The organism is Rossellomorea sp. KS-H15a, assembly GCF_024195245.1.
In the GTDB taxonomy this organism is placed as follows: domain Bacteria; phylum Bacillota; class Bacilli; order Bacillales; family Bacillaceae_B; genus Rossellomorea; species Rossellomorea vietnamensis.
This window is the reverse complement of record NZ_CP096886.1, coordinates 1,659,722-1,685,464: the sequence shown is the minus strand read 5'-3', so window position 1 is coordinate 1,685,464 and position 25,743 is coordinate 1,659,722. Positions and strand designations below refer to the sequence as shown.

Annotated in this window: 28 protein-coding genes; 10 read left to right on the top strand and 18 right to left on the bottom strand. The window is 45.7% G+C overall.

Annotation, left to right across the window (positions count from 1 at the left end; translation table 11 throughout):
• Nucleotides 1-128: 128 nt before the first annotated feature.
• From M1J35_RS08660 to M1J35_RS08640, 5 genes are all read right to left on the bottom strand, one after another.
• The gene (locus M1J35_RS08660; RefSeq protein ID WP_254653421.1) at nt 129-1,460 is read right to left on the bottom strand and encodes a 6-phospho-beta-glucosidase; all 1,332 of its coding nucleotides are present in this window, start codon (nt 1,458-1,460) and stop codon (nt 129-131) included.
• A 15-nt stretch (nt 1,461-1,475) separates the two neighbouring features.
• Nucleotides 1,476-1,766, bottom strand: a complete 291-nt coding sequence (locus tag M1J35_RS08655; RefSeq protein WP_254653420.1) for a hypothetical protein — start codon at nt 1,764-1,766, stop codon at nt 1,476-1,478.
• Between the two features lie 200 nt (nt 1,767-1,966).
• Nucleotides 1,967-3,247 carry a PTS sugar transporter subunit IIC gene (locus tag M1J35_RS08650; protein ID WP_079531141.1) on the bottom strand — a complete coding sequence of 427 codons (1,281 nt, stop codon included), beginning with the start codon at nt 3,245-3,247 and terminating at the stop codon, nt 1,967-1,969.
• Between the two features lie 27 nt (nt 3,248-3,274).
• Nucleotides 3,275-3,580 (bottom strand): PTS sugar transporter subunit IIB, encoded by a 306-nt coding sequence (locus M1J35_RS08645; protein WP_254653419.1) that lies wholly within the window; start codon nt 3,578-3,580, stop codon nt 3,275-3,277.
• A gap of 2 nt (nt 3,581-3,582) precedes the next feature.
• A complete protein-coding gene (locus M1J35_RS08640; protein ID WP_159361600.1) occupies nt 3,583-4,449 on the bottom strand; it encodes a MurR/RpiR family transcriptional regulator in 867 nt (288 codons plus the stop codon).
• A 159-nt stretch (nt 4,450-4,608) separates the two neighbouring features.
• On the opposite strand from M1J35_RS08640, the gene M1J35_RS08635 reads away from it, so the two are divergent.
• The 6 genes from M1J35_RS08635 (at nt 4,609) to M1J35_RS08610 (ending at nt 10,961) form a co-directional block, all read left to right on the top strand.
• Nucleotides 4,609-4,947 (top strand): PTS lactose/cellobiose transporter subunit IIA, encoded by a 339-nt coding sequence (locus tag M1J35_RS08635; RefSeq protein ID WP_061809518.1) that lies wholly within the window; start codon nt 4,609-4,611, stop codon nt 4,945-4,947.
• Between the two features lie 12 nt (nt 4,948-4,959).
• Nucleotides 4,960-6,057, top strand: coding sequence for a DUF871 domain-containing protein (locus tag M1J35_RS08630; protein ID WP_254653418.1), 1,098 nt, complete (start codon nt 4,960-4,962; stop codon nt 6,055-6,057).
• Between the two features lie 3 nt (nt 6,058-6,060).
• Complete coding sequence (locus M1J35_RS08625; RefSeq protein ID WP_254653417.1) at nt 6,061-6,966, top strand: BadF/BadG/BcrA/BcrD ATPase family protein; 906 nt, start codon at nt 6,061-6,063, stop codon at nt 6,964-6,966.
• Nucleotides 6,966-8,132, top strand: coding sequence for an anhydro-N-acetylmuramic acid kinase AnmK (anmK, locus tag M1J35_RS08620; protein ID WP_254653715.1), 1,167 nt, complete (start codon nt 6,966-6,968; stop codon nt 8,130-8,132). Before M1J35_RS08625 ends, anmK begins: the two co-directional genes overlap by 1 nt.
• 100 nt (nt 8,133-8,232) lie before the next feature.
• Nucleotides 8,233-9,645, top strand: a complete 1,413-nt coding sequence (glcD, locus tag M1J35_RS08615) for a glycolate oxidase subunit GlcD (protein WP_254653416.1) — start codon at nt 8,233-8,235, stop codon at nt 9,643-9,645.
• The gene (locus M1J35_RS08610; protein WP_254653415.1) at nt 9,642-10,961 is read left to right on the top strand and encodes a (Fe-S)-binding protein; all 1,320 of its coding nucleotides are present in this window, start codon (nt 9,642-9,644) and stop codon (nt 10,959-10,961) included. Before glcD ends, M1J35_RS08610 begins: the two co-directional genes overlap by 4 nt.
• 70 nt (nt 10,962-11,031) lie before the next feature.
• On the opposite strand, the gene M1J35_RS08605 is transcribed toward M1J35_RS08610, so the two are convergent.
• From M1J35_RS08605 to M1J35_RS08575, 7 genes are all read right to left on the bottom strand, one after another.
• Complete coding sequence (locus M1J35_RS08605; protein WP_156030121.1) at nt 11,032-11,193, bottom strand: hypothetical protein; 162 nt, start codon at nt 11,191-11,193, stop codon at nt 11,032-11,034.
• Between the two features lie 303 nt (nt 11,194-11,496).
• Nucleotides 11,497-12,414, bottom strand: a complete 918-nt coding sequence (locus tag M1J35_RS08600; protein WP_254653414.1) for a ketopantoate reductase family protein — start codon at nt 12,412-12,414, stop codon at nt 11,497-11,499.
• Nucleotides 12,415-12,488: 74 nt separating this feature from the next.
• A complete protein-coding gene (locus tag M1J35_RS08595) occupies nt 12,489-13,097 on the bottom strand; it encodes a class I SAM-dependent methyltransferase (protein WP_254653714.1) in 609 nt (202 codons plus the stop codon).
• Between the two features lie 107 nt (nt 13,098-13,204).
• Nucleotides 13,205-14,539 carry a nucleoside recognition domain-containing protein gene (locus M1J35_RS08590; RefSeq protein WP_371928749.1) on the bottom strand — a complete coding sequence of 445 codons (1,335 nt, stop codon included), beginning with the start codon at nt 14,537-14,539 and terminating at the stop codon, nt 13,205-13,207.
• Between the two features lie 43 nt (nt 14,540-14,582).
• Nucleotides 14,583-15,308: a FeoB small GTPase domain-containing protein gene (locus M1J35_RS08585; RefSeq protein WP_254653413.1), complete on the bottom strand. Its 726-nt coding sequence runs from the start codon at nt 15,306-15,308 to the stop codon at nt 14,583-14,585.
• A 2-nt stretch (nt 15,309-15,310) separates the two neighbouring features.
• Entirely contained in the window at nt 15,311-15,562 is a 252-nt protein-coding gene (locus M1J35_RS08580; protein ID WP_034762401.1) for a FeoA family protein, read from the bottom strand.
• Between the two features lie 212 nt (nt 15,563-15,774).
• Nucleotides 15,775-16,320 (bottom strand): GNAT family N-acetyltransferase, encoded by a 546-nt coding sequence (locus M1J35_RS08575; protein ID WP_224520727.1) that lies wholly within the window; start codon nt 16,318-16,320, stop codon nt 15,775-15,777.
• 170 nt (nt 16,321-16,490) lie between these two features.
• Here M1J35_RS08575 and M1J35_RS08570 point away from each other — a divergent pair, with 170 nt between their 5' ends.
• A complete protein-coding gene (locus M1J35_RS08570) occupies nt 16,491-17,165 on the top strand; it encodes an NAD(P)H-dependent oxidoreductase (RefSeq protein ID WP_224520728.1) in 675 nt (224 codons plus the stop codon).
• 48 nt (nt 17,166-17,213) lie between these two features.
• Here M1J35_RS08570 and M1J35_RS08565 read toward each other — a convergent pair whose 3' ends face one another.
• From M1J35_RS08565 to M1J35_RS08540, 6 genes are all read right to left on the bottom strand, one after another.
• Nucleotides 17,214-18,461, bottom strand: coding sequence for an ATP-binding protein (locus M1J35_RS08565; RefSeq protein ID WP_254653412.1), 1,248 nt, complete (start codon nt 18,459-18,461; stop codon nt 17,214-17,216).
• A 37-nt stretch (nt 18,462-18,498) separates the two neighbouring features.
• Nucleotides 18,499-19,068: a helix-turn-helix domain-containing protein gene (locus M1J35_RS08560; protein WP_079531157.1), complete on the bottom strand. Its 570-nt coding sequence runs from the start codon at nt 19,066-19,068 to the stop codon at nt 18,499-18,501.
• A gap of 214 nt (nt 19,069-19,282) precedes the next feature.
• Nucleotides 19,283-20,341, bottom strand: a complete 1,059-nt coding sequence (locus tag M1J35_RS08555) for a C45 family autoproteolytic acyltransferase/hydrolase (protein ID WP_254653411.1) — start codon at nt 20,339-20,341, stop codon at nt 19,283-19,285.
• A 77-nt stretch (nt 20,342-20,418) separates the two neighbouring features.
• The gene (locus M1J35_RS08550; protein WP_254653410.1) at nt 20,419-20,937 is read right to left on the bottom strand and encodes a hypothetical protein; all 519 of its coding nucleotides are present in this window, start codon (nt 20,935-20,937) and stop codon (nt 20,419-20,421) included.
• Between the two features lie 188 nt (nt 20,938-21,125).
• Entirely contained in the window at nt 21,126-21,710 is a 585-nt protein-coding gene (clpP, locus tag M1J35_RS08545) for an ATP-dependent Clp endopeptidase proteolytic subunit ClpP (protein WP_254653409.1), read from the bottom strand.
• A gap of 21 nt (nt 21,711-21,731) precedes the next feature.
• Entirely contained in the window at nt 21,732-22,406 is a 675-nt protein-coding gene (locus M1J35_RS08540; RefSeq protein ID WP_254653408.1) for a sigma factor-like helix-turn-helix DNA-binding protein, read from the bottom strand.
• A 185-nt stretch (nt 22,407-22,591) separates the two neighbouring features.
• On the opposite strand from M1J35_RS08540, the gene M1J35_RS08535 reads away from it, so the two are divergent.
• From M1J35_RS08535 to M1J35_RS08525, 3 genes are all read left to right on the top strand, one after another.
• Nucleotides 22,592-23,266 carry a response regulator transcription factor gene (locus M1J35_RS08535; protein WP_254653407.1) on the top strand — a complete coding sequence of 225 codons (675 nt, stop codon included), beginning with the start codon at nt 22,592-22,594 and terminating at the stop codon, nt 23,264-23,266.
• Nucleotides 23,263-24,633: a HAMP domain-containing sensor histidine kinase gene (locus M1J35_RS08530; protein ID WP_254653406.1), complete on the top strand. Its 1,371-nt coding sequence runs from the start codon at nt 23,263-23,265 to the stop codon at nt 24,631-24,633. Before M1J35_RS08535 ends, M1J35_RS08530 begins: the two co-directional genes overlap by 4 nt.
• A 72-nt stretch (nt 24,634-24,705) precedes the next feature.
• Nucleotides 24,706-25,743 carry an ABC transporter permease gene (locus M1J35_RS08525; RefSeq protein WP_254653405.1) on the top strand — a complete coding sequence of 346 codons (1,038 nt, stop codon included), beginning with the start codon at nt 24,706-24,708 and terminating at the stop codon, nt 25,741-25,743.

Below are 25,743 nucleotides of genomic sequence, written 5' to 3'. Positions count from 1 at the left end.
GCCCGAACTCGATAATATATCCAGAAGGTCGATAATAAAATGTCCAAACTCGATAATAAATCCTTTCCTTCACTCCCCTCTCCACAAAAAAAACGACCCAAATCATGATTCGGGACGTTTTTTTATCTTTAATTTTGGGTCATCCGCTCACCAAACTGAGGCAAATACTCTTTATGAACCTCAAGCATTTCATCCAGCAGCTGTTTCGCTTTCACATCACTCGTCACCAACGGATTGATGGTCATGGCAAGCAGTGCCTTTTCATAGGAACCGGTTACGGATGCTTCTGCAGCCACCTGTTCAAATGACTTGATTTGCTGCACCAGCCCATTCACAGAAACGGGCAGTTCCCCGACAGCAATCGGTCGAGGTCCCGCTTTCGTCACGACGCAGTTCACTTCCACGGCAGACTCCCTTGGCAAATCACTGATTGCTCCATCATTGCGTACATTCAATGTCTGGATATCCCCGCGGTCGTTATAGATGGACGATATGAGATTGCATGCTGCATCACTGTAATAGGCCCCTCCCCGCTCTTCAAGCTGCGGAGGCTTAACCGCTAAGCCTTCATCCTTATACAAAACCAACAGCTCATTCTCCAACTGCTGGACGACCTCCGCACGAGTCGTACCCGTCTTGAATTCCTCAAGCTGCTTTTCTAAAATATCACCCGTTTTGTAGTAATAGCGGTGATACGGACAAGGGACTACTCCCAGACTCCTGATGAATTCCGGTTCCCAGGGCAGTGGTGCAATATTCCTCATGCTGACCTGCCTCTCCGGATCGCTCATGATGTCGAGTACTTCCCCCAATACAGATTCTCCGTCTACCTGTACGTCCAATCCATAAACCATATGATTGAGTCCCGCAAATTCGATATGCACACGTTCCACATCTACGTCGAGGAGTTGTGCAAGCGTCATTCTCGTATTGATGGGAAGATTACAAACACCCACGACCTTCTGATGCGAACCGTAGCGCAGCAGCGCCTCCGTTACCATACCTGCCGGGTTCGTAAAATTGATCAGCCATGCATCAGGACACAGTTCCTGCATTTCTTTTGAAATTTCCAAAAGAACAGGGATTGTCCTCATACCCTTGAAGAGTCCGCCGGCTCCATTCGTTTCCTGCCCGATCATCCCATACTTGATCGGCAGCCGCTCGTCCTGAATCCGGGCTTTCAGCTGCCCTACCCTCATCTGGGTCGTGACAAAGTCCGCGCCCTTCAACGCCTCTTTCCGGTCCAGTGTAAGGTGGACTTCCATCGGGACCCCCGATTTCCCCACCATCCGCTTCGCTAAATTCCCGACAATATTCAGCTTCTCTCTTCCAGCTTCAATATCCACAAGCCATAATTCACGAACCGGAAGTTCATCATACCTCTTGATCAATCCTTCAACAAACTCAGGGGTATAGCTCGAGCCCCCGCCGATCGTGACGATCTTGATTCCTTTTCTCATTGCAAGTGCCTCCTGTTACCTGGCCACGAAAGCCAAAATAAAACTTATGACGAAACTGACCACGATTGCCAGTAGCATCCGCTTCTTTTTAACGGAAGCGTCTTCGACCGGCCCTTCAATTTTCAATAAAATGTATGAAAGCCCGACGGAAGCTGAAATGCCCGTAGCCAAAAACAGACTCCATTCCTTTGCCAGGCCCGTGCTCATCAATGGTTTTGAAAGAATTAAAAGTCCAATAGATACAGAGATTAATAATACAAACACACTTTTAAAACCTATTCTCTTTGGCACAACGGTTTCTGTCATGTCCATCACTCCTTATGCTAGTAAAGAAGTGGGAATCCTAGGACTCCCACTTCTGGTTTCTTATAAAAAGGCTAACGTTTGTCCAGCTCCAGGGGCTTGAGGCTCGAGGTCATAAGCCAATTCATCCCAAAAGGCAAAGGACGCCTTTCCGGATGACTCGTCTTATGCTTGTCGCCTCAGGGCGAGCCCCTTCCGCTTTTCTATGCCGCTTGTTGCTCGCTCTCTTCCATCTTCAACATTTTCTTGTCGTACATTTTCAAGAATGGGAAATAGATAGCAAATGAGATTCCGATATTGATCAGAACCATGACGATCGCTCTCCAGTCACCACCCGTTGCAAGGTACGCGCCGATTGGTGCAGGCAGTGTCCATGGCGGCATGATGTAGGTTGGAGATACCAAACCGACAGTGGTGGCCACATAGGAAATGGTTGCTGTGATCAAAGGTACAGTGATGAATGGGATGATCAAGATCGGGTTCAATACGATTGGAGCACCGAAGATGACAGGCTCGTTGATATTAAAAAGACCCGGTACAAGACATGTTTTCCCTAGTGCTTTTAAATATTTTGAACGGGAGAAGAAGACCATTGCCAGGACCAATCCAAGCGTGGCTCCTGATCCACCGATCCAGATGAACCATTGGTAGAACGTTTCCGGGGCGATATGCGGGATCGCTTGCCCGCTTGCAACCGCGTCAGCGTTGTTCACAAGGAATACTTCCCATAGTGGACGGGCCACGGTTCCGACAACGGATACTCCGTGGATCCCGAATGACCAGAAGAAATCGATCAGGAATACCGGAACCAATACCCCGAATATGCTGTCGCCGGCAGTGACCAATGGTGCGACCGCGACACCGACCAACTTATGCAGATCGACCCCTGCTAAGACAGTAACGGATGATATCAATAAAATAACGATTGCTACAGGTATAAGTGCTTCAAAGCTTCGTGAAACGGATGCCGGTACTTGCTCTGGCATTTTGATCGTGATGTTCTTCGTCTTACAGAAACGCAGGATTTCAACGGCCAGGATTGAGACGACCATGGAAACGAATAATCCCTGCCCACCGAGGTTCGTCATTGGAAGGACCCAACCTTCTCCGTCCATTACTTTCGGTGTGATGGTCAATAGAAGTGCCGCGACTGAGATCTGTGCGCCGGATAATGGATCCAGCTTATAGCTTTTCGAGAGATTGTATCCAATCCCGAATGCCACATAGAGTGACATGATGAACATGGTCAGACGGTACGGAATCAGGATATCGACAATATTGTCTGCTGCCCACTGTTTGATGTCCCCGAATATCCATGCGTCAGGCAGTGGCGGAAACGCTAAGATCAGAAAGAATGAACCGACGATAATAAATGGCAGTGCTGAAATAACCCCATCCCGGATTGCTTGCAAATGCCTTTGTTCAGAGAGTCTGGCCATTGGACCTGACAAATTATTCTCCAGAAAGTTCACAAACGTTTGCATGTTACTACCCCCTTGTTTCCTATTAAATTAGTTTGTTAATTCTTTTACCGTTTTCAGTAAAGTCGGCCCGCCCAGTGGCGTGTAAGCCTGTGGCGGAATCGGCCCGCATGGAACATTGGCCTCATCGGCGGCTTTCTTCACTTGATCAAATCGATGTCTGATCTGTGGTGCTACCATGCATACATCCCACCCCTTAAAAATTTCCTCGGATACTTCCCCTGTTCCGATAGCATGGACTTCCATTTCAATCCCCTCTTTTGTTCCTTCTTTTTTCAGGGCATTGACGACGATCGCACTGGACATTCCTCCAGAGCATACGAATAATACTTTCATCCCTATTCCTCCTCCTCTTTCATTCGCTGGACCACTTCATGTGTATGAATAATTTGCTCGTAAACGCCATGTCCTTTTTTCATGCATAATGCCACGAATAAAGCGTCGATCACGACGAGTTGAGCAATTCTTGCCGTCATGGTACCGATTCGGATATTATGTTCCTCCTCAGAAATCGTCAGTACGATATCGGCGAGCTTTCTTGCCGGTGATTTACCGTGCTGTGTCAGGAGTACGATTGTGGCTCCCTTTTCCTGTGCGACATTCATCAGCTTCAAAATTTCTTTTGTCTGACCGGATGTTGAAACGACGAAGAGAACGTCTCTCTCTGTTAAGTTCGCTGCCATCATCATCTGGACATGGATATCACTTGCCTGAAACGCCAGGTAGTTCAATCTCAACAGCTTCTGGGTGAAATCTTCCGCTACCACTGCGGAACCCCCCACTCCATACAGATAGACTCTTTCGGCTTCATGGAACGCATTGACCGCCCTGCCGAGTTCATCGATGGAAAAAAGCTTTTCCGTATTCTTGATGGCTTGATAGGTATTGACCAATACTTTATTGAAGACGGTTTCAAGATTATCTTCAAAGGAAAGGAGCGTATTGATGTCATGACTCTTCGTTTCTTCGATGTTCGTGCTTTTTGCGAGCTCGATCTTCAAGCCGCTGAAACTGTTGATCCCGATCCGTTTGCAGAACCGGATGATGGCGGCTTCACTGCTGCCGCATGAGTGTGATAGTTGCTTTGTGGTCATCTCCATCACTTTCTCCGGAAATTCGAGCACATATTGAGCAACTGCTATTTCAGACGGGGTAAAGCTCTCCATCTGACTTTTGATGTGTTTTAAAACCTGAAATTCTGTCATGGTCACCTCCAAAAAATGATTGTCTTGAAAAGGCTTTCAGTTTAATATGATTATATGCGATAATGAAATTAAATTTCAATATTATTTTAAAATATTTAAACTTTTATTTTACAAAATTAGTAGAAAAGAGTTCTAAAAAGGTTCAGGGAGGAATACACGATGGCAGAGATCCGCAACGTGGAAATGGAAATATTCGAGATCATATCAAACGGTGGGAATGCGAAGAGTACGGCTTATGAAGCCCTCGCTAAAGCCCATGAAGGAAAATTCGATGAGGCGGAAGAGATGATAAAGAACGCCCATGACGAACTGAATAAAGCCCATAAGACGCAAACAAGCCTGATACAGGCCGAAATCAACGGGGAAGAATTTGAAAAATCACTTCTTATGATTCATGCACAGGATCACTTGATGACGTCGATCAGTGAAATCTCATTAATTGAACAAATGATTCCTATGTTAAAGAGAATCCATGCACTCGAAAACCAATCGAATTAAGGAGGAGTCACGATGAGTAAAAGACTGGGAGTTTCAATCTATCCGAATCATTCTGTAACTGAAAAAGATAAAGAGTATTTGGCCCTTGCCGCATCTTACGGATTTCAACGTGTGTTTACCTGCTTATTATCCGTTGAAGGAGACAAGGAAGGCATCATTGCGAACTTCAAAGATACGATCAAGTTTGCCCGTGAGAAAAATATGGAGGTCATCGCAGACATCAGCCCACGTATTTTCAAAGAGCTGGATATTTCTTACGATGATCTATCCTTTTTTGCCGACCTGGGTGCTCACGGTATCCGCCTTGACCTCGGATATACCGGTCATGAGGAATCTATGATGTCGTACAACTCCTATGATTTAAAAATTGAATTAAACATGAGCAATGCCACGAAATACATCGATAACATCATGACGTATCAGCCCAATAAGGATCAATTATTAGGGTGCCATAACTTCTATCCGCACCGCTACTCCGGCTTATCTTATCCTTTCTTTATCGACTGCAGCCAGAAATTCAAAGATTTCGGCATGAGAACGGCAGCCTTTGTGTCTTCCGCTGATGCCACATTCGGTCCATGGCCTGTCACAGAAGGATTGCCTACACTGGAGATGCACCGATCCCTTCCTATTGATGTGCAGGCGAAGCATCTGTTTGCCACTGGATTGATCGACGACGTCATCATCAGCAATGCTTATGCATCGGAACGTGAGATGCAGCTGCTTAGTGAACTGAATACATCGAAGCTCACTTTCAGCGTCGAAACCCATGACACGACAACGGACCTAGAGAAAACGATCATCTTTGAAGAACCTCATTTTTACCGTGGAGATGTATCGGATTATATGATCCGTTCCACTCAAAGCCGCGTCAAATACAGAGGAAGAGAATTTGCGCCACATAACAACGTCGACATCAAGCGTGGAGACATTATCATTGAAAACGACCTGTATGCCCAATACGCGGGAGAACTTCAGATCGCCCTCAAGGATATGGAGAACTCCGGTAAGACGAACGTGGTGGGCAGGATCCGTGAAGAAGAAATATTCCTGTTGGATTATCTGAACCCTTGGGGCAAATTTGCCTTCCAGCCACGTGAGAAGGTTTAAGAGATGACTAGAATAATAGGAATCGATGCAGGCGGAACGAAGGTTCAGGGACTTGTCATGGATATGGAGAAAAATATCCTTTTCCAAAGTTTATCCGGACACGGGAATCCGTCCGTCTCGTATGAGGAAGCATTGCAGAACCTCTCATCTGTCGTTCAACAATGCCTGAACCATACTAGAGAAGCGGCCACACATATTGTGATCGGGATGGCAGGCGGAGGGTCGGGAAATCTATCACAAAGGATTCAGTCAGAATTGAGCAGGATGACTTCCCTTCCCATCATTCTTATAAACGATGCCACTCTTGCCTATTTCAGTTTGATCGGTAACCGGAATGGTGTGATGACGATCGCGGGCACGGGATCGATTTGTTACGGAAGGAACGGAAAAAGAGAAGGAACGACCGGGGGCTGGGGCCACTTACTTGGAGACGAGGGCAGTGCCTACCATATTGCCATCGAAGCTAGCAAAAGGATCGTCAGGGAAATGGACTCAGGACTCCCGCTCTCTCCCCTTTCCCAGAGTATACTGAAAAACATCAACGCTACTGACGCTCAAGGATTGAAAGGATTCATCTATTCTTCCTCCAAAGGGGAGATTGCCCGGCTTGCGAAAGTGATTCACGAGGAAGCACAGGCCGGGGATGACTATTCCCTTCATTTATTAAAGAGAGCAGGCGAACTCCTTGCCGGGCAGACTATCGCATTAATCGAGAAGTTACACCTTGAATCACATCCTGTTATCGCATTAAAAGGCAGTGTGCTTGAACACAATCCGGTTGTTCAGTCCATTTTTAAAGAAACGGTTTCAAAACGATTTAACCAACCTACTTTCATCACCGATTCCATATCCCCTGCTACAGGCGCAGTGGATATCATTGAAGCAATCCAATTGGGGAGGTATGTATGATGAGTAAACGTTTAGCAGTCGGGCTGATGTCCGGTACGTCCGTTGACGCGGTGGATGCCGCCCTTGTTTCCATCGAAGGAGCAGGGACGGACACCGTGGTGGAGCTTGTCCAGTATTCAACTACGCCTTTTTCACAACCGGTGAAAAAGAAAATCTTTGATGTCATGAGTCTTGATCATTCTTCCACCCCTCTTTTATCCAGCCTGCATTTTGAGCTTGGAGACGTATACGCCGATGCCGTAGAGAAAGTATGTGCGGAGGCAGGCATCTCTGTTGACGATCTCAGCTTTATCGGATCACATGGACAAACGGTCTATCATCAGCCCTTTCATACGGAAGATTCGGTTGCTTCCACTCTTCAAATCGGAGAACCGAGCGTGATTGCCTACAGGACCCACACACAGGTGGTATCCAATTTCCGTTCCATGGATATGGCTGCAGGAGGAGAAGGGGCACCCCTTGTCCCTTATACAGAGTTCCTGCTCTACCGGAAAAAGGATGGGGGCAGGCTCCTCCAGAACATCGGGGGAATCGGGAATGTGACCGTCCTGCCGAAAGACTGCTCCCTTGAAGAGGTGTTTGCTTTTGACACAGGTCCCGGGAATATGGTGATCGATGGACTGTGCGGGAAGTTATTCGGCTTGTCTTATGACGAGGATGGATCGATTGCCGCCAGGGGAACGGTTCACCCTGAAGCAGCACGGAAATGGATGGAGTGGGAAAAGGATTTCTTTCAGAAAGCGCCTCCCAAGTCCACCGGCAGGGAACTGTTTGGTGAAGTGTTCGTGAACCGTATCCTTCGGGAACACAGCGATATCCCGAAAGAAGATTTGATTTCGACGGCAACCTACTTTACCGCCCTCTCCATTTCGGATGCTTATAAAACATTCGTCTTCCCTCGGCATCCGATCAATGAGGTCATCATCGGTGGCGGGGGAAGCTATAACGGGACCCTTCTCCAAATGATGAAGGAACTACTCCCTGAAGTGACAATCCTCATTCAGGAAGATATCGGTTACTCCTCCGACGCCAAGGAAGCGATTGCCTTTGCACTATTAGCCAACGAAACACTGCACGGCAAACCAGGCAACGTCCCTGGGGCAACCGGAGCGAAAAAACCCGTCATCCTCGGGTCGATCACACCAAGCCCCATCATCACAACATAATGTATCAGGAGGGACGGACCTTAACCCCAGTCGGGTACCGTCTCTCTAGTCATTTTATGAACAACTTTGAAAAAAATCGCTAATAAAGGTGGAAACCACTATGATCACCCCTGATATCAAGAATCAGCTCGTCAGCATCGTCGGTGAAGACAATTACCGTGATACCCCTGCTGAAAAACTTGTCTATTCCTATGATGCAACACCCAACTATCAATCCATGCCCGATGCCATTATCGTTCCCAGGTCAACCGGGGAAGTATCAGCAATCGTGAAGATCTGCAATGAACACGGCATCCCCATTGTCCCGCGGGGATCCGGCACGAATCTTTGCGCGGGTACGTGCCCAACTGAAGGCGGACTTGTTCTACTTTTCACCCATATGAACAACATCCTCGAATTGGATGAAGAAAATTTAACGATCACCGTCCAGCCTGGGGTTGTTACACTTGATTTGATTCACGCCGTTGAAGCCAAGGGACTCTTCTATCCTCCAGACCCGAGCTCCATGAAAATCTCCACCATCGGAGGGAATATCAATGAAAACTCCGGTGGCTTGAGAGGGTTGAAATATGGCGTCACCCGGGATTATGTACTAGCCCTTGAAGCGGTGCTCCCAAATGGTGATATCATCCGTACCGGCGGGAAACTCGCAAAAGATGTGGCCGGGTATGACTTGACCCGCCTGTTTGTGGGGTCGGAAGGAACCCTTTGTGTCATCACGGAAGCGACATTAAAGCTCGTTCCCATGCCAGAGACGAAACAGACGATGCTTGCCCTTTATCAGGACATAGAAGCAGCTGCTAAAAGTGTGTCGAGCATCATCTCGAATCGGATCATTCCGACTACCTTGGAATTTCTGGACCAGCCTACATTGGAAGTGGTAGAGGATTTTGCCAAAATCGGCCTGCCTACCGATGTGAAAGCCGTCCTGCTGATTGAACAGGATGGTCCTCCTGAAGTGGTGGCACGAGATATGAAGCGCATCGAAGAAGTGTGTGTGGAAAACGATGCCGTATCCGTCCAACTCGCAAAAACGGATATCGAAGCAGATGCCCTTCGCACTGCCCGGCGTTCTGCCCTCTCGGCTCTTGCCAGACTAAAGCCGACGACAATCTTGGAAGATGCGACGGTACCACGTTCCGAAATTGCCAAGATGGTGAAAGCGATCAATGATATAGCCGAACGTCATGGGGTGAAGATTTGCACCTTTGGACATGCAGGAGACGGAAACCTTCACCCGACCGTCGCGACAGATGCCAGGGACCACAATGAAATGGAGCGGGTCGAAGCGGCATTTGAAGAAATCTTCGCTCAAGCCATTGAATTGGGCGGCACCATTACAGGAGAACACGGCGTCGGCATGATGAAAGCCCCTTACCTCGAATGGAAACTTGGTGCTGAAGGAATCAACGCCATGAAGATGATCAAGCAGTCATTCGATCCGAATAACATTATGAATCCCAATAAGGTATTTGCTAAAGAAACGAGAAAACGTGTGGTGATTTCAAGATGACGACCGTCCAGGAAAAGCAAAAGATACAACAAGAGTTCAAAACACGTATGAATGAAGATGAACTATTAAATTGCATGAGATGCGGGTTCTGTCTTCCCTCCTGCCCTACCTATATCGAATCGGGGTTCAAGGAATCACACTCCCCCCGGGGGCGCATCGCCCTGATGAAGGCAGTCGTCGATGGTGTGATTGAACCTGACGAAGAAGTCGAACGTACTCTGGACCTGTGTCTCGGATGCAGGGCTTGTGAACCCGTCTGCCCTTCAGGCGTCAATTATGGACACTTACTCGAGGAAGCACGGGATATCATCAATCAAAATAAAAAACACTCCCTTCCTGCCCGGCTTGTCCGAAAGACTGTTTTTGAAGGATTATTTCCCCACCCAGATAGAATGAGGATGGTTACGAACCTTCTCGGAATCTATCAGCGTTCGGGTTTGCAGAAGGCTGTTCATACAACAGGGGTGATGAAGCTGTTCCCTGAAAGCCTGGCAACCATGGAACGGGTCCTTCCTCAAGTTCCTAGATTGAAAGAGATGAAGGAACGCCCGACTTCCCTTTCCTCGATTGGTGAGGTCCGTAAAAAAGTCGCTTTCTTTTCCGGCTGCTTGATGGATACGATGTTTCTGGAAACAAATAAGGCCACAACGAAACTCCTTCAACTGGCAGGCTGTGACATCGTGATTCCGAAGACGCAAACCTGCTGTGGGGCTTTGCATGGACACAGCGGAGAGAAGGATGCAGCGAAAGAGCTGGCCAAACGGAACATTGAGGCATTTGAAGATGAAGGCGTCGATTACATCATCACCAACGCAGGGGGATGTGGAGCATTTCTAGTTGATTATGATCACCTGCTGAAAGACGATCCCGAGTGGAAAGAACGCGCCGTCATATTCAAAGAGAAGATCAAGGATATCTCTTCGATTCTGGTAGAATTGGAGTTTCATAAAAAGACATTGAATGTGGCACCACAACGGATCACGTACCAGGATTCCTGTCACTTAAGAAACGTTCAGAGAACCTTCTTGGAACCAAGGGTACTTCTCCAATCCGTGGAAGGTGCCGATTACATTGAGATGAAACAAGCCGACCACTGCTGCGGCTCAGCTGGGATATACAACATCGTCGAATCCGACATGTCCATGAAGATCCTCGATCACAAAATGGAAAACGTCGAAGACACCCGGGCCACCACCATCATCACATCCAATCCGGGCTGCCTCCTCCAAATGAAACTCGGCATCGAACGGGAAGGTCTATCAGATAAAATGCGAGCCATCCACATCGTCGACTTCCTATTAGAAGCAGTCGACTGAGAGGGACGGACCTCCACAACCATCCTTTTGCTTCCGCAAAAGAAATGATTGGAGGTCCGTCCCTCGATTTTTATCTTTTTTTGATTTTAAAGAAAGAAAAGTAGACGAGAAAGGATAGGATGATTCCATAGGCTGCAAGCAGTGTGAGGGCATTGGTGACATTGGTTGTGAGCCAGATGATGATGGTGGCTATGGCGACGAGTACAGCACTGATTGTGATGAGCCTGTTCATGGGAGGCCTCCTTTATGAGTAGAGTAGGTTCTATTGGTATATACGATTGAGATGAGGGAAGGTTTCTTTTTTGTTTTTTGAGCAGGAGATTTTGAGGTTTTGATTCAGCTGCTGATTTTACTCTGATATTCAGCAGCTGAATATCTCTTCGAAATCAGCAGGTGAATATCCCCTCGGATTCAGCTGCTGACTGATCAAGAATTTTCAGCAACTGAATTCTTCCATTTATTCACCTGCTGACCCCACCCCCACCCATCAAAAAAACACCGGACACCCCCAACAGGCATCCGATGTCTCCCATTCTCACTGACTCGCAATCTCATAAATCTTCAAATTCCCATAAATCAACCGTACATCAGGGACCTCTACGTCCTGACTCTCGGCAGCCTCCAGTAGGTAACCGTATAAATGATCGGCCTCCACTGATAGACTCTTCTCCATATCACGCTGCAGGGAAGATTTCATGCTGTAGCCCATCCCGCTGATTTTATCGTAAAGAGCGTCTTCAATCTTTTCTGCAAGTGGCGCCCCCAACTTCCTCATGACCATCGCTGCCTGAGAAAGGACCGTCTTGATCCGCCCCTCTCCTTCAGCGGTCTCCCGGATCGGACCGATCGGGGCACGATAGAGGGATGTAACTCCTGAAAGGGTGGTGATGAAGAGATATTTATGCCACATTTCCTGCTCGATGGCATCGGATAATCGGAAGTTCGCTTTCGTTCCAGAGAAAGCTTCTTCCAGTCTGGTGATTCGCTCCGTCCGATTTCCACTCCTCTCTCCAAACACCAGGTCATGGATAGGGCTTGTCTGAATGACTTTACCTGAAGCATCGAGTGTGGACTCGACAAAGCATAAGCCGCCTATCACCTTTTCTTCCCCGAACGCTTGGATCAAGTCCTCGACGTGGGACATGCCGTTTAACAATGGAAGAATCATGGTGTTCTCCCCTACAAACGGATGTAGACTATCGATGGCCCCTTCTAGGTGATACGCCTTGGTGGATAATAGGACGACGTCAAAGGGTTCTGCTTTTTCTTCTGCCTTAAGGGTCTTCGGCTGAAAGTGATGATCGCCATGAACGCTCTCGATATGAAGTCCATGTTCCTTCAGCTGATGTTCCCTTTTATCCCGCACGAGAAACGTGACGTCCTCACCTTTCTCTGCCAATCTGCCTCCAAAGTATCCTCCGACGGCCCCTGCTCCTACAACCAATATTCTCATTCCATCCGCCTCCATTCCTGTTAGATCTTCTATTACATTCTCCAATATGAAAGCGGATAAATCAAAAGTTCTGATCAGTACATTAACCCATAAACCAGAAACCGCTCATATTCGTTCTTCGCGAACTCCCCTGTTAACACAACTTCTTTTCGCAGCTGAAATAATGGATGATCCTCCAGGAAATGAACATAATCATCCGAGCTGTAGTACAGAAGAATCTCGATATCACGTGGAAAGGATTCTACTGATAATAGAATATGATTGATGACTTTAATAAAAATTTGAACTGAAAAGGGATTGAAAAAGTAGAAACGGTTGTCTGCCGGGTTTATCTCATAGTCCTCAGCCAGGCAATGGCGAAAGGAAATCGCATCGTTCCTGATTTTTGTTTTCTCGCGGTAGGTCGCAAGATTCCTCATACAATCACCGTAAAACTCGTCCTTCATTTCGACACCGATGACAGTCGATTGAAAAAGATGATGAACGAAGAAGTTCAAGCGGCCTTTCCCACATCCGAAATCCACTACCCGATCACTGCTTTCCAGTTCATACTGCCGAAATAATTCCTCTAATGCCGCGTAAGGAGTCGGTTCATACCGATGATAGTGAAAAGATCTGTGGAAGCCAATTTGACGATCGCCCGTTTTGATATTCAGTAATGTATCGTAATCATGTTCGTTCATTTTGTTCTCCTTATTGAACCTGCCATATATATGCTCTTCCATCGTACCACGATTCCTTTCAGACATAAAAAAGCAAACCCCTTTAATAGGGTTTGCTTTCATATGTCTTATACCCAGCCCAATGCCCTGACAATCGTTGCTACCAGGAATGTGACCCCGATCGCAATCGCTGTCGGAATCGCAAAGGACAGGAACGTCCATTTCTTGCTTTTCGTTTCCTTGTAGATATTCACAAGCGTCGTGCCGCAAGGGAAATGGAGCAGTGAAAAGAGCATCATATTCAGTGCCGTTAACCACGTCCACCCATGACTGACGAAAACAGCTTTTAACTCGGTCAGATCATCCAGTTCAAGCATAGCCCCTTGAGAAAGATAGGCCATGATCAGGATCGGCACCACAATTTCGTTGGCAGGCAGCCCGATGATGAAGGCGGCCAGGATGAAACCATCCATACCGAGTGCCTGCCCGAACGGATCCAGAAATTGAACAAAATGCATGAGGATGCTCGTGTCACCAATATTGATGTTGGCAATGATCCACGTGATGATCGATGCTGGTGCGGCAACGATCACCGCTCTTTTTAACACATACCAGGACTTATCTTTACTCGAGCGCAATACGGTACTCCAGATTTTCGGACGGCGGTATGGCGGTAACTCAAGCGTGTAATGAGTCGGAACGCCTCTAAGGGCTGTTTTCGATAGCACCCATGAAACCGTAATGGTCACGACAATTCCGATCAATACCATGGTCATGACCATTCCTGCCGTCACAAGGGACGCCATTCCACCGGCATACCCGGCCGCCATGAACAGGGAAGCAAGAAGGATCAGAGTCGGCCAGCGACCATTACAAGGAACAAAGTTATTCGTCAGGATGGCCAGCATCCGTTCTCTCGGTGATTCGATGATACGCGTCGACATGATGGCAGCAGCATTACATCCAAAGCCCATCGCCATCGTCAAGGATTGCTTTCCGTGGCCCCCCGCTTTCTTAAACAGGCGATCCATATTGAAGGCGACACGGGGTAAATACCCGTAATTCTCCAGAAGAGCAAAAGCCGGGAAGAAAATGGCCATCGGAGGAAGCATGACGCTGATCACCCATCCGGTACCCCTGAAAAATCCCAGAACGAGCACACCGTGAAGCCATGCTGGTGCATTCATGGCGTTAAAGAGCAGGGTCAACTTCCCTTCCATCCAGGCAAATCCTTCCGCAAGCATGCTGGATGGGATATTCGCCCCCGCAATCGTCAGATAAAAAACCGCTCCAAGCATGGCAAGCATGATGGGGAATCCCCAAATAGGTGAAGTCAGCACTTTATCCAGCTTTTCAGAATGGATCCGTTCTTTGTTTTTGTATTTTACGACTTCTTTGCAAATCCCTCTGCTCGTCGAATAAATGTTTTCTACAATTTCATCCCGCAGGTTGTCACTCGACATCCCTTTCGCTTGATTGAATAAAAACGCAAGGCCCTGATCACCATTATGTGGTTGCATTGACTGAGACATTGGAAATTCCTCCTCTCTTTCGTTCCCTCCGGAAATAATCATTCAACGAGTTGAGTATGCTTTCGTCTCCATCCAATAATCGCAGGGAAATCCAGCGAATCGGAAACTCATCCCCGATCATTTGGCGTACTTTTGGAGAAAGCTCTTCTATTTTTGCTTCGATATCCTCTGAATAGGTCATGCGGTATGGAGTGGTCGGTACATTCCCTTGGGCCATTCCGTGTACGATATCCAATAACTCCTTGATGCCCGTTTTATTTCTTGCCGATATCTTCACAACCGGTACGCCCAGTTTTTTGCTTAGTGCTTCACTGTTGACTTCGATGCCTTTTTTCTTCGCTTCATCCATCAAATTGAGGGCTACGATCACTCGATCCGTCATTTCCATCACTTGAAGGGCGAGGTTCATGTTTCTCTCAAGGGACGTTGCGTCCAGTACCACCAGCGTCACATCAGGTTTATCAAAAATGATATAATCCCGGGCCACTTCTTCATCCGCTGAATTGGAATAAAGAGAGTACGTCCCCGGTAAATCGACGATAGTGAAATCCGTATCCTTGTGATTGAACTCTCCTTCTGCGTGAATGACCGTTTTCCCCGGCCAGTTCCCTGTGTGCTGCCTTAAACCTGTCAACAGATTGAATAAGGTACTTTTCCCTGTATTCGGATTTCCTGCAAGAGCAATTCTGTATGATTCCATCTTTACGCACCTCCTATTTTCTCAACATGAATCCTTGAACTTTCTTCTTTACGAAGGGCAATCGTGGTGTCACTCACTCGAAAAGCCATCGGATCTCCCAGTGGACTTTTTTGAACGACCGCTACCTCGGACCCCCTTACAAACCCTAAATCCAATAATCTTCTTCTCATGGTACCTTCTAATGATAGTGATGTTATAAGAACGCGGTCACCTGGTTTACATTCTGAAAGAAGCAGCTTCTTGACTTCGGACATATTTCATTCCTCCGGTAAATTATATTGTCTTTATATTAAAAAGTTTCCCTTGTGCAAATTATATGTTCATCTTATTCCCTTCACCCCAAAAATGTCAAACAAAGTTTCATATTTTTATAGATTTTTTAAGTGGACGTCCATTTATGACATAAAAAAAGAAGCATCTGGCAGCCAGATACCCCTTTTTGAAACAGACATATGGAAAGCACTTATTAACCAAGATACCCCATTAGATCAAGCTCTCCCTCTTCCCAACCTTTCTCACCAACCGCTTTAACCATGAGTTCATTGATGACTTCATGTCCGATCCCGTATGTCGTTTGATTCTTATCGTTGATCTTTAACCACTTGCATCGATTCTGTACCCTTTGGAACCCGTTTCGTTCATATAAATCAGGGTCATCAGCGAATAACACAATATGGTCAATGTCCCGATCATGACAAAATTCATCCGTTTTTTTCAATAAGTGAGATCCGATCCCCTTGGAACGCATATTGGATGAAACACACACATCTATAAGGCTTAACACATTTATAGGCTTTCCATTCAGATTCATCACCCGATAATCACATGCAATCTGCCCAACCAAACGATCCTCTTTGTATGCCAGAAATCTTAAGTGAGGTTTCTGTTTGAAATAGATCCTGTTCACAGGATAATCCCCACCGAAGCACTCACATAATAACCGTTGCAAGTGATCTTGAATGTTGCCGTTTAGATCAAATTCTGAAACTGTTCTTATTTCAATAGTATTCAACCTCTCTTCCCTCCCATGTATAATCAACTCTTTTCCTTATTTACGGATACAATGAACCATTTATTTCACCATATCGAAAAAAGTTCCACCAAACACATCACATGATTAACCTCCTGAACTTATGGTAAATTAAACATGTTGGAATTTATGGATTAAGGAGTGAATATTCAATGTCTACAAAAGACCAGATCAAGCAAGACATACTTGATGCTTACCATTTCAGACATGCCACCAAGGAATTCGATCCGGACAAGAAGGTTTCCGATGACGACTTCAGGTTCATTATGGAAACGGGGAGATTGTCACCGAGCTCATTCGGGTTCGAACCTTGGAGATTTGTGGTCATCCAAAATCCTGAACTGAGGGAAAAGATCAAGAACACCGCGTGGGGAGCCTACGGAAAACTTCCGGAAGCCAGTCATTTCGTCGTGATCCTTGCAAGGACCAAGAAAGATACCAAGTACGATTCAGACTATTTACAGGATCATTTCAAAAATAAGAAGAAGATGCCTGAAGATCATTTGGCAAAGTATTTAGAACGGATCGAACAGTTCCAGAAGGTTGATTTCGATTTACTTGAAGGAGACCGTCCTCTATACGACTGGGCCGGAAAGCAGACGTATATTGCCCTTGGCAATATGATGACCGCCGCTGCCCAGATTGGTGTAGATTCCTGCCCGATCGAAGGATTTGATGTTGAGAAGATGAATACATTACTGAATGAAGAAGGCCTGCTTGAAGACGGTCACTTCGGTATTTCCGTCATGGTGGCTTTCGGTTACCGGGTCAAGGATCCAGCACCGAAATCCCGTCGACCATTTGAGGATATCGTGAAGTTCGTATAAATAAATGAAAGGAATCCCGCGTCCGTCGGGATTCCTTTTTTTCTCTTGTTAGCCTGCTTCTGTCTTAATGGCTTTTTGCAATTCTATCATTACCGTTGTCCCTTTGTTCAGTTCACTTTCCACTTCAATTTTCCCCTTCATGGAATGAACAATGATCGTGGCTGCCATCATTCCGAGGCCAGTGCCTTCATTCTTTGTTGTAAAGAACGGTTCACCGAAACGTCGAATCTGCTCATCGGTCATTCCTTTACCTGAATCAGAAATGGAAATGATTACGTTCTCCTTCTCAACCATCCCAATCGATATCTGTCCACCCCGAGGCATGGACTCTATAGCATTGGTCATGATATTCCCCATGCATTTAATAAAATTATGGCGTTGCCCTTCTACATGAATACCGTCTAAAAGTTGATATCGGAAGGAGATATGTGTAGCCTTTGGTTTGACGATTTCAATCAGCTCCATAAGTGAATCCTTTACATCGATACTTTCCGACCTTTCTGGCGTTGAATTGGTAAACGTCAAATATTCCTCTATAACATGAGTGGCCTGATCAATCCCTTTTAAAGACAACTCTATAAATTCTTTCTGTGTTTTTATGTCTTTTTCTTCTTGTACAAGCTGCAGAAATCCTTTAGATGAAGTCAATGGATTTCGGATTTCATGGGAAAGACTCGCTGCCAACCGGCTCACAAGCTGAAGCTTCTCATGTTGAGACAAAGTCTTTTTCAGCTCCATCAATTTCCGTATCATTTCCGCGATCATCACTGATATAACAGTCGCTGCCAGCGGAATGAAAACGAGATACAGATACTCATCCATCGTGATTTCAGCTTGATGAATATACCCAAACAGAAGGTTAAATATCGTCATACTGAAACAGATGATAATCATGAAGAATACTTTCACTTTTTTCTTAGCACGCAGAAATCCTTTTGAAAAGGCTGCCAAAATTAAAAAAGTGACAAAATAGTTGAGAATCACTAAATGGATAAGACCACTCCCAATGATGAAATACCGTAGCGCTATGATCATGACCATTAGAACGAAGGAAACGACCGGGCCGAAATATAAACTGGCCAGAAAAAAGGGGATCCTTCGCAAATCTACATAGACGCCATTTGCCAGCTTATGACTGAACATCACACATAATAGAATCGTGACAGTGGAAAAGATGATGACAATCTTTTTTGAAGGGTGCTTCTTTGTGGCGTCATAATAAAGGGCGAAAAGGAGTAGTCCCACTAGAATAAATAAAAAGTTCATTAATAAGTTCGTTAAGACAGAATCATGCAAATAAACACCCCTCCCTCATTTCAATCGGCAACCTTTGTCAGGAGTGAATTTCATAATCAGAGATCCGATTTTCCTCTTTTATCAATTGTGTAGAGGCCGAACTCCCCCCGATCAGCTCTCCTTTATGATTAAATAGCGGATGGCAGTTTACATCATACTCATACAATTGATCAGCTATCGGGAATACGATAACCTTTCTTAATGATGTACGGTTCTTTATTACTTCTTGTTTTACTTTCATTAATTCCCTCGTACCATGGTTGTCCCCTAATTCCACATCGTTTCTTCCAATCACAGTTACGGGGTCAAGTTCAGGATTCGGGTTGAAAATCCACGTATATCTTAGATCCAAATCAAAATGGGCAATCACCATAGGAGAATCTTGGAGGGCAAAATAAAAGGGACTTTCTTCTAATTCGAAGATGGAAACATGAAATTTCAATAAGTCTGCCAAGTTCTCTGCAAGCCGCTTACTTGGAATTCTTACACCACTTTCAATCTTTGAATAATAAGATCTGTCAATGTGAACTAAATAGGCAATGTCTTCTTGGCTATACCCCTTCATTTTTCTTAGTCTCTCTAGCCAATTTCTCTTTTGATGACTCATTCGCATCCCTCCTACAAAACCTTTCTAGTTCTATTATACTGATTCAATATTCAAAAACTATGTGACTATTTTGTCACTATTGCAAAATATCGTAAAACCGACTAAAAGCCCTACATTTAAGGAAAAATCAGAAAAATTCTTCTAGTAAAATGGAATTTCCGTCCCCGTCCATTCATAAAAAAAGAACTCCAGGAGTAAACCTGAAGTCCTATATTTAGTTCCTGAACCAATCCGCCCCCTCATCCATATGAACAAACGGAATATCAGTATCCACATTCCCCAACAATTTTTCCTGTTCAACATCCTTTCCCTTTAACCATTCGGCAAAATCGAAGATAACAGGATCCCGGTCTCCGCCAAGAGCAAACCATGCTTTCATTTCTTTCGGAAAATAAGCCGATGTATGAATCGTGCCGGCCCAGCTGCCGTAAAGATCCGAGAACACCCCTTTACCCGTATCATTCATTAATCGGAATGCACTATGAGCGTCTTGATCCCCCGTTTCCTTGATGATGCTCAATCGCCGCTTGGAATCGACCAGGTGATTTCTGTTCTCATCGGTCATCATTTCAAAATGGTTGGTGCATGCCTTGGCTTGCCGAGTCGCCACTCCACGTGGTGAGGTTTCCACGATATACGTCTCCCCACTTCGATCATACACCACATAACTGAACGAATGCCTATGAGGGATTTCCTTCAGCATGTCTACGGCCTCGGTAACATCTTTACAGGACTCAAGGATCAACCGACCAATCATGCAGCAAATGAAACCATCTCCTGGATTCTTGCGGTGCATGAAGTTATACCCCAATGAGAGGCCATGTTCGTTCATCCCGTCCATCCTGCCCGTCACGCGCTGGCTAGGGCCGATGATCGCATATCCTGTATCCGTTGGCTGAAAGAACGTATAACGTCCCTCATACGTTTTCGGATGATAATCATAATTCCTGATCAAGTAGTCTTTACCCGTCACGATCGAGCAGCCGGACTTCACATAATCCACCCGGTAGCCGCCAAACTCCTTCAGCACCCGCTCCATCGGCCACTGGAGGGCTTCTTGTAACCCAAGGAGTTCATCCCAGACCCTTGGGGCAAATCTTCTGATCGCAGTCTTTGTTTCTTCAATACTGATAGAAAACCTTGGTTTTCGTACCTTCCACTGATTCTCCCGATTTCTAACCGTTATGGAATCCTTTATCCGTTCCCCTTGCATAAACCCGAAGTCATAATGGGAACCGCGAAATTGAATCACATCGCTATGTATTGTTTTCATGCTAAAACCTCATTTTCATCAGAATCTATTCTACAAGGATAATAGAATGGATTGGAAAAGGAAAGCAATCGCATCCCTTATACACGCTTATCAACTGGAAGAAAGACAATCATCATAAAACATATGAGGAACGCCATACCCGTCACCACTAACCCAAGGAAAAAACCGATGAATGCCATAAATCCGTCTTCACCTGGATACTGGGGTACATACGTGTTCCATTGGTACAGGATAAACAAAAAAAGACCCAAATAAAAACTGCTTCCAACCGTTCCTGCTTTCCATCGTTCCCCATTCCCCCACACTTTTGTGCGCACAAGTGAACTCCATACGAGAAGACTCAACACAGTGGCAAGCACCATAATAATGAGGTGAACGTATGGAATCATCAGTAGAGTCGTACCGTACAATAGCAGCCCGGTTGCACCGAATAATAATAGATTCATCCCAAACAAGAATACACCGACTAACCAGGGATTCTGAAACCAATTAAACTTATTTAGAGATTGAATCCACTTAAATATATTGAGTCTCTCTCTCGGGATTTTCGAAAAAAAGAAAAGTCCGACAATACCCAAAATGAAAAATAATGTCACTTGTTACCCCCCAGTCATTTGTGGTTTATTTTACCATATACTTATCTTGTTTTGATATATCTTGTGATGAGTGTAGGGGTATACAATCATCCACCTGTATTCGTTCTTTTAATTCAGCTGCTGAAATCATCCAAATATTCAGCAGCTGAATTAAAAGAAGACGGCCATCAAGACCGTCCCCACATCTATCACTTCTTCTTCTCGATAATCTCATCAATGATCCCATATTCCTTTGCCTCATAGGCACTCATGAAGTAGTCACGGTCCGTATCAAATGCAACTTTCTCAACCGATTGCCCCGTTTTCTCAGCAATGATTTCATTGATATGCTCCCTTAACTTCAGGATGCGTTTCGCTGATATCTCAAGGTCTGTCGCCTGCCCCCTGGCGCCACCCAACGGCTGATGGATCATGATTTCACTATTAGGCAGGGCGAATCGCTTTCCTTTCGTGCCTGCCAAGAGCAGCATCGCGCCGAATGATGCCGCCATGCCCGTGCAGATCGTCCGGACATCGGGGCTGATGTACTCCATCGTATCGAAGATGGCGAACCCTGCGGAAGTCGATCCCCCCGGACTGTTGATATACAAAGAGATATCCTTTTCGGGATCATCCGCGGCGAGAAATAACAATTGAGCCACGATACTATTGGCCAACTGATCATTCACTTCGTCACTCACCATGATGATCCGATCCTTTAATAACCGTGAGTAAATGTCGTAGGAACGTTCTCCTTTACTTGATTGTTCAATTACATAAGGTATTGCGTTCATATATATTTCCTCCTTCATTCGTTATGCTGCCATTGAGAGGACGTTTGAAGACGATGGAGATGCAGGTGCCACCATGTGGACTGTGGTACCATTGGCAAGCAGCGTCGGGATGTAGACGAGGAGGAGACTCGGATCCTGTGCTTTCAGGCTCCGATATAAAATGGCGTTCAGCTCTTTTTGGAGATTTTCATCCCCGAATGTGTCACTTCCTCCCCATTCATCATCAACGGAGATCTTTTTCAGTTTGGCCCTGGACCGGTTCAATAAAGCCTTCACAGCTGTTTCTGTCAGGTTTAGTTGTACGGCCACTTCAGAAATTTTGTACTGAAAGGCTTCCTTTAATACGAAGGCAACCAGTTGCTTGGGAGTCAATCTGTTAGAAAGCATGCCAATCATCTCAGGACTTATCCACTCTTTTGGATGATTTTCCTCACAAGAGTCAGGCACAGATCCGATTGTTTCCCTGCTCTCTTTCCGGCCCTTGTCGATCCACAGATGATAGGCCATTTTCTTCAGTAAAGCAGGACTCCAATCCTGACGATCCGGGTAGCGGGTGAGGGCTTTATAAACAGATTCCTGGGCAAGATCCTCCCCGTCCCATTTGTCCTTTGTCAGAAAATAGCAATACCGGAACAGTTTTGGAACCATTTCTTCGATCCCTTCTTCGTCCAGGTTGAATACCGATCTCATTTGCATTATCTTCACTCCTTTGCATCCTCTCATGGCTATAACGGATAAGTAACAGAAAAAGATATGGGTAAAAGCATATTTTATTTTCATTATATCCAAGGAGAGGAGTATTCGTCATAAATTGGTTTCCTCTCCGTCACTTGTGCTAAAGTAAAATCATAAAAAATCGTTTACTGAAATGAGGTGCCCTTATGATATCAATTCTTGTCGTTGATGATGACCCCCATCTGCGAAAGCTCGTCCGCGTATATTTGGAGCAGAACGGATACCTGGTGACAGAAGCACCGGATGGCGAAGCTGCCTCCGTCATTCTTCTCCATCAAACCATCGACCTTGCCATTATCGACCTGATGATGCCGAATAAAGATGGATTTCAGTTGGCAAGTGAGATAAGGGAAGACTATGATATCCCCATCATCATGCTGACTGCGAGGGACAGCATGACGGATAAAGCGAAAGGATTTCAGTCCGGAACCGATGATTATATGGTGAAACCCTTTGAAAAAGAAGAACTCCTTTTCCGGGTACAGGCAATCCTGAGACGATTCGACAGGGCAGGTTCCCAAACCATCCGCTTGGGAGACATGACTCTTGATAAACGGTCTTATGAGGTGAAAGCCGGGAATAGGACCATGATCCTTCCCCTCAAGGAATTCGAACTGCTCTATTATCTTGCAAGCTTTACGAACAGGACATTTACGCGCGATGAACTCATCCAGCATGTATGGGGAATGGACTTTGTAGGGGACGACCGGACCATCGATGTGCACATTAAACGACTGCGTGAACGGTTTCGAGGTTCCACCAATACCTTCACGATCACAACCGTACGGGGAGTCGGCTACAAATTGGAGGTACATAAATGAAAACCCTTTATATCCGGATCGTCGTCGTCACCCTCTTGATCATGATCGTAAGCAGTGTGATCGCCTTTATCGGTTCGAATCTTTATTATCAAAGTATTTTAAAGCCTTCCAATGATGAAAAAAATACCGAAATCGCCCGGGACGTTGTGGAACTTTATGAGGCAGCTTCCATGGAGGAATCCACTTTTTTTGAAAAGACGGCAAGGTTAAGCTATCAGTTTTATGTGACCGATGGAAAAGGAACAGGGACATTTTATGGGGAGGAATTTCGTGATCGCACTCTATCTCCCAAAGTAATACGAAGCGTTCTGAACGGGACAACGTATCACGGGATGGCTGAATATCCTTCCACCACGTTTGTGACGGGGTTTTTCTCTAATGAATTATCCAATTCTATCGGTGTCCCGATTGAAATCGACGGGAAACCACATGCGTTGTTCATGAGGCCGAACGTCAAGCAGCAGTTCAATGAAATACATATTCTCCTGTCCGTCCTTCTCCTATTGACGATTGTGCTCAGTATGATGATTGTATTTTTCAGTACACGGTACTTGGTAAAGCCGATCAGGGAACTTACCGCTGCCACGAAGAAGATAGCCGGTGGAGACTTTTCCATACAGCTGCATGAAAATCGCAAGGATGAAATCGGGACCCTTGCCAAATCATTTACGAGCATGAGCCGTCAGCTCAGGCAGGTGGAAAATATGCGTCAGGAGTTCGTTTCCAATGTCTCACATGAAATTCAAACACCACTTTCTTCTTTGAAAGGCTATGCGAATCTGTTACGATCCCCTTCCTTATCCAAAGAAGATCAGGAATATTATACAAAGGTGATCGAATCCGAAAGTACGCGGTTATCAAAGCTGAGTAAACAGCTATTGACCCTTGCCTCCCTTGATAAGGATCAAGGGGTGATCAAATTAGAACCTGTAGAACTGACATCGATGGTGCAAGTTCTCATCAGTCAGACCCGATGGTTGTGGGAAGGAAAAGATCTTTCTTTATCCTTTGAAGCGGATGAGGTGACCTACAACGGACATGGGGAATTGCTGTACCAGGCTTTCGAGAACCTATTATCCAACAGCATTAAATATACTCCCAGAGGTGGGGAAATTATTATAACCCTCCTTACAGAATCAAAGGGTATCACGTTTACCATCCAGGACACTGGAATCGGTATCCCACCGGAGCATATGGAGAAGATCTTCGACCGATTCTACAAAGTGGACGAGTCCCGGAGTCACGAACGGGACAGCAGCGGCCTTGGTCTATCCATCGTCCAAAAGATCATCAGCCTCCATCATGGGGAAATCCATGTGGAGAGTGATCCAAATGAAGGAACCACTTTCAAGGTGACCCTTCCTTAATCCGTTGTTCATCTTCCGTTCATACTTCCCTTTTATCATGAAAGAGAAGTTATGAAAGGGAAGGTGATTTTTTTGTTTCTCGCATGGAAAGAAATCCGCTATGCCAAAATGAAATTCATACTGATCACAGGCATCATCACACTGATCACAAGTCTCGTCTTGTCAATATCCGGGCTTGCCAACGGCTTATCCGTTGATAATGCCTCTGCTATTAAAAATTTGTCTGCAGAAACATATATTGTTGAAAAAAGCGACTCGCATCAGCTTGAGCGATCAAATATGACAGCTGCTGATAGATCCACCGTAAAAGGAGGCTCTCCACTGGCATTGAAGATGGTCGAAATGACTCATGAAGGAGAAGCCGTGAATATCAGCCTATTTGCCTTAGATCCAACCAGCACTTTCATGCCGGACGCAGAAGAAAGTGTGAAACTCGCGCCTTACGAGGTACTTGCGGATCCCGGCTTACTAAAAGAAGGATATCAGTCCGGAGACTCTTTCACGTACCAAGGGAAAACATGGATCATTAAGGGTTTTACAAAAAAACGTTTCAGTTACGGCCATACCCCGGCCATGTTCACATCGATGGAAACGTGGAAAGATCTCCATGGAGATGATATTACGTACCAGGCACTCCTCTTCACAAATAAGGGTGGAGTGGACATTCCTTCCAAACTGGAAGCAGCACCAAAAGAGGACATTCTGTCAAACGTACCGGGTTATTCGGCGGAACAGGGCTCTTTAAAGATGATGGTCATCTTTCTGCTCATCATTTCGGCGATTGTCCTGGCAACGTTCTTCTATGTCATGACCCTGCAAAAGCTTCATCAATACGGTGTACTGAAAGCAATCGGAGCAAAGGCAGGCATTCTTCTACGAGCCCTGTTCCTTCAGATATCCATTCTTGCCGTACTTGGGATCCTGGCAGGGAATACCCTTACGTATGGATTGACACAACTCATTCCCGGAGGCGTCCCGTTTGAATTATCCTCTGGCATGATCCTGTTAAACAGCGGATTGATTTTGGTCATGGCATGGATCGGTTCACTTTTGTCCTTTAGAAGTATTATGAAAGTCGATCCATTAGAAGCAATCGGAGGGGTGAAATAA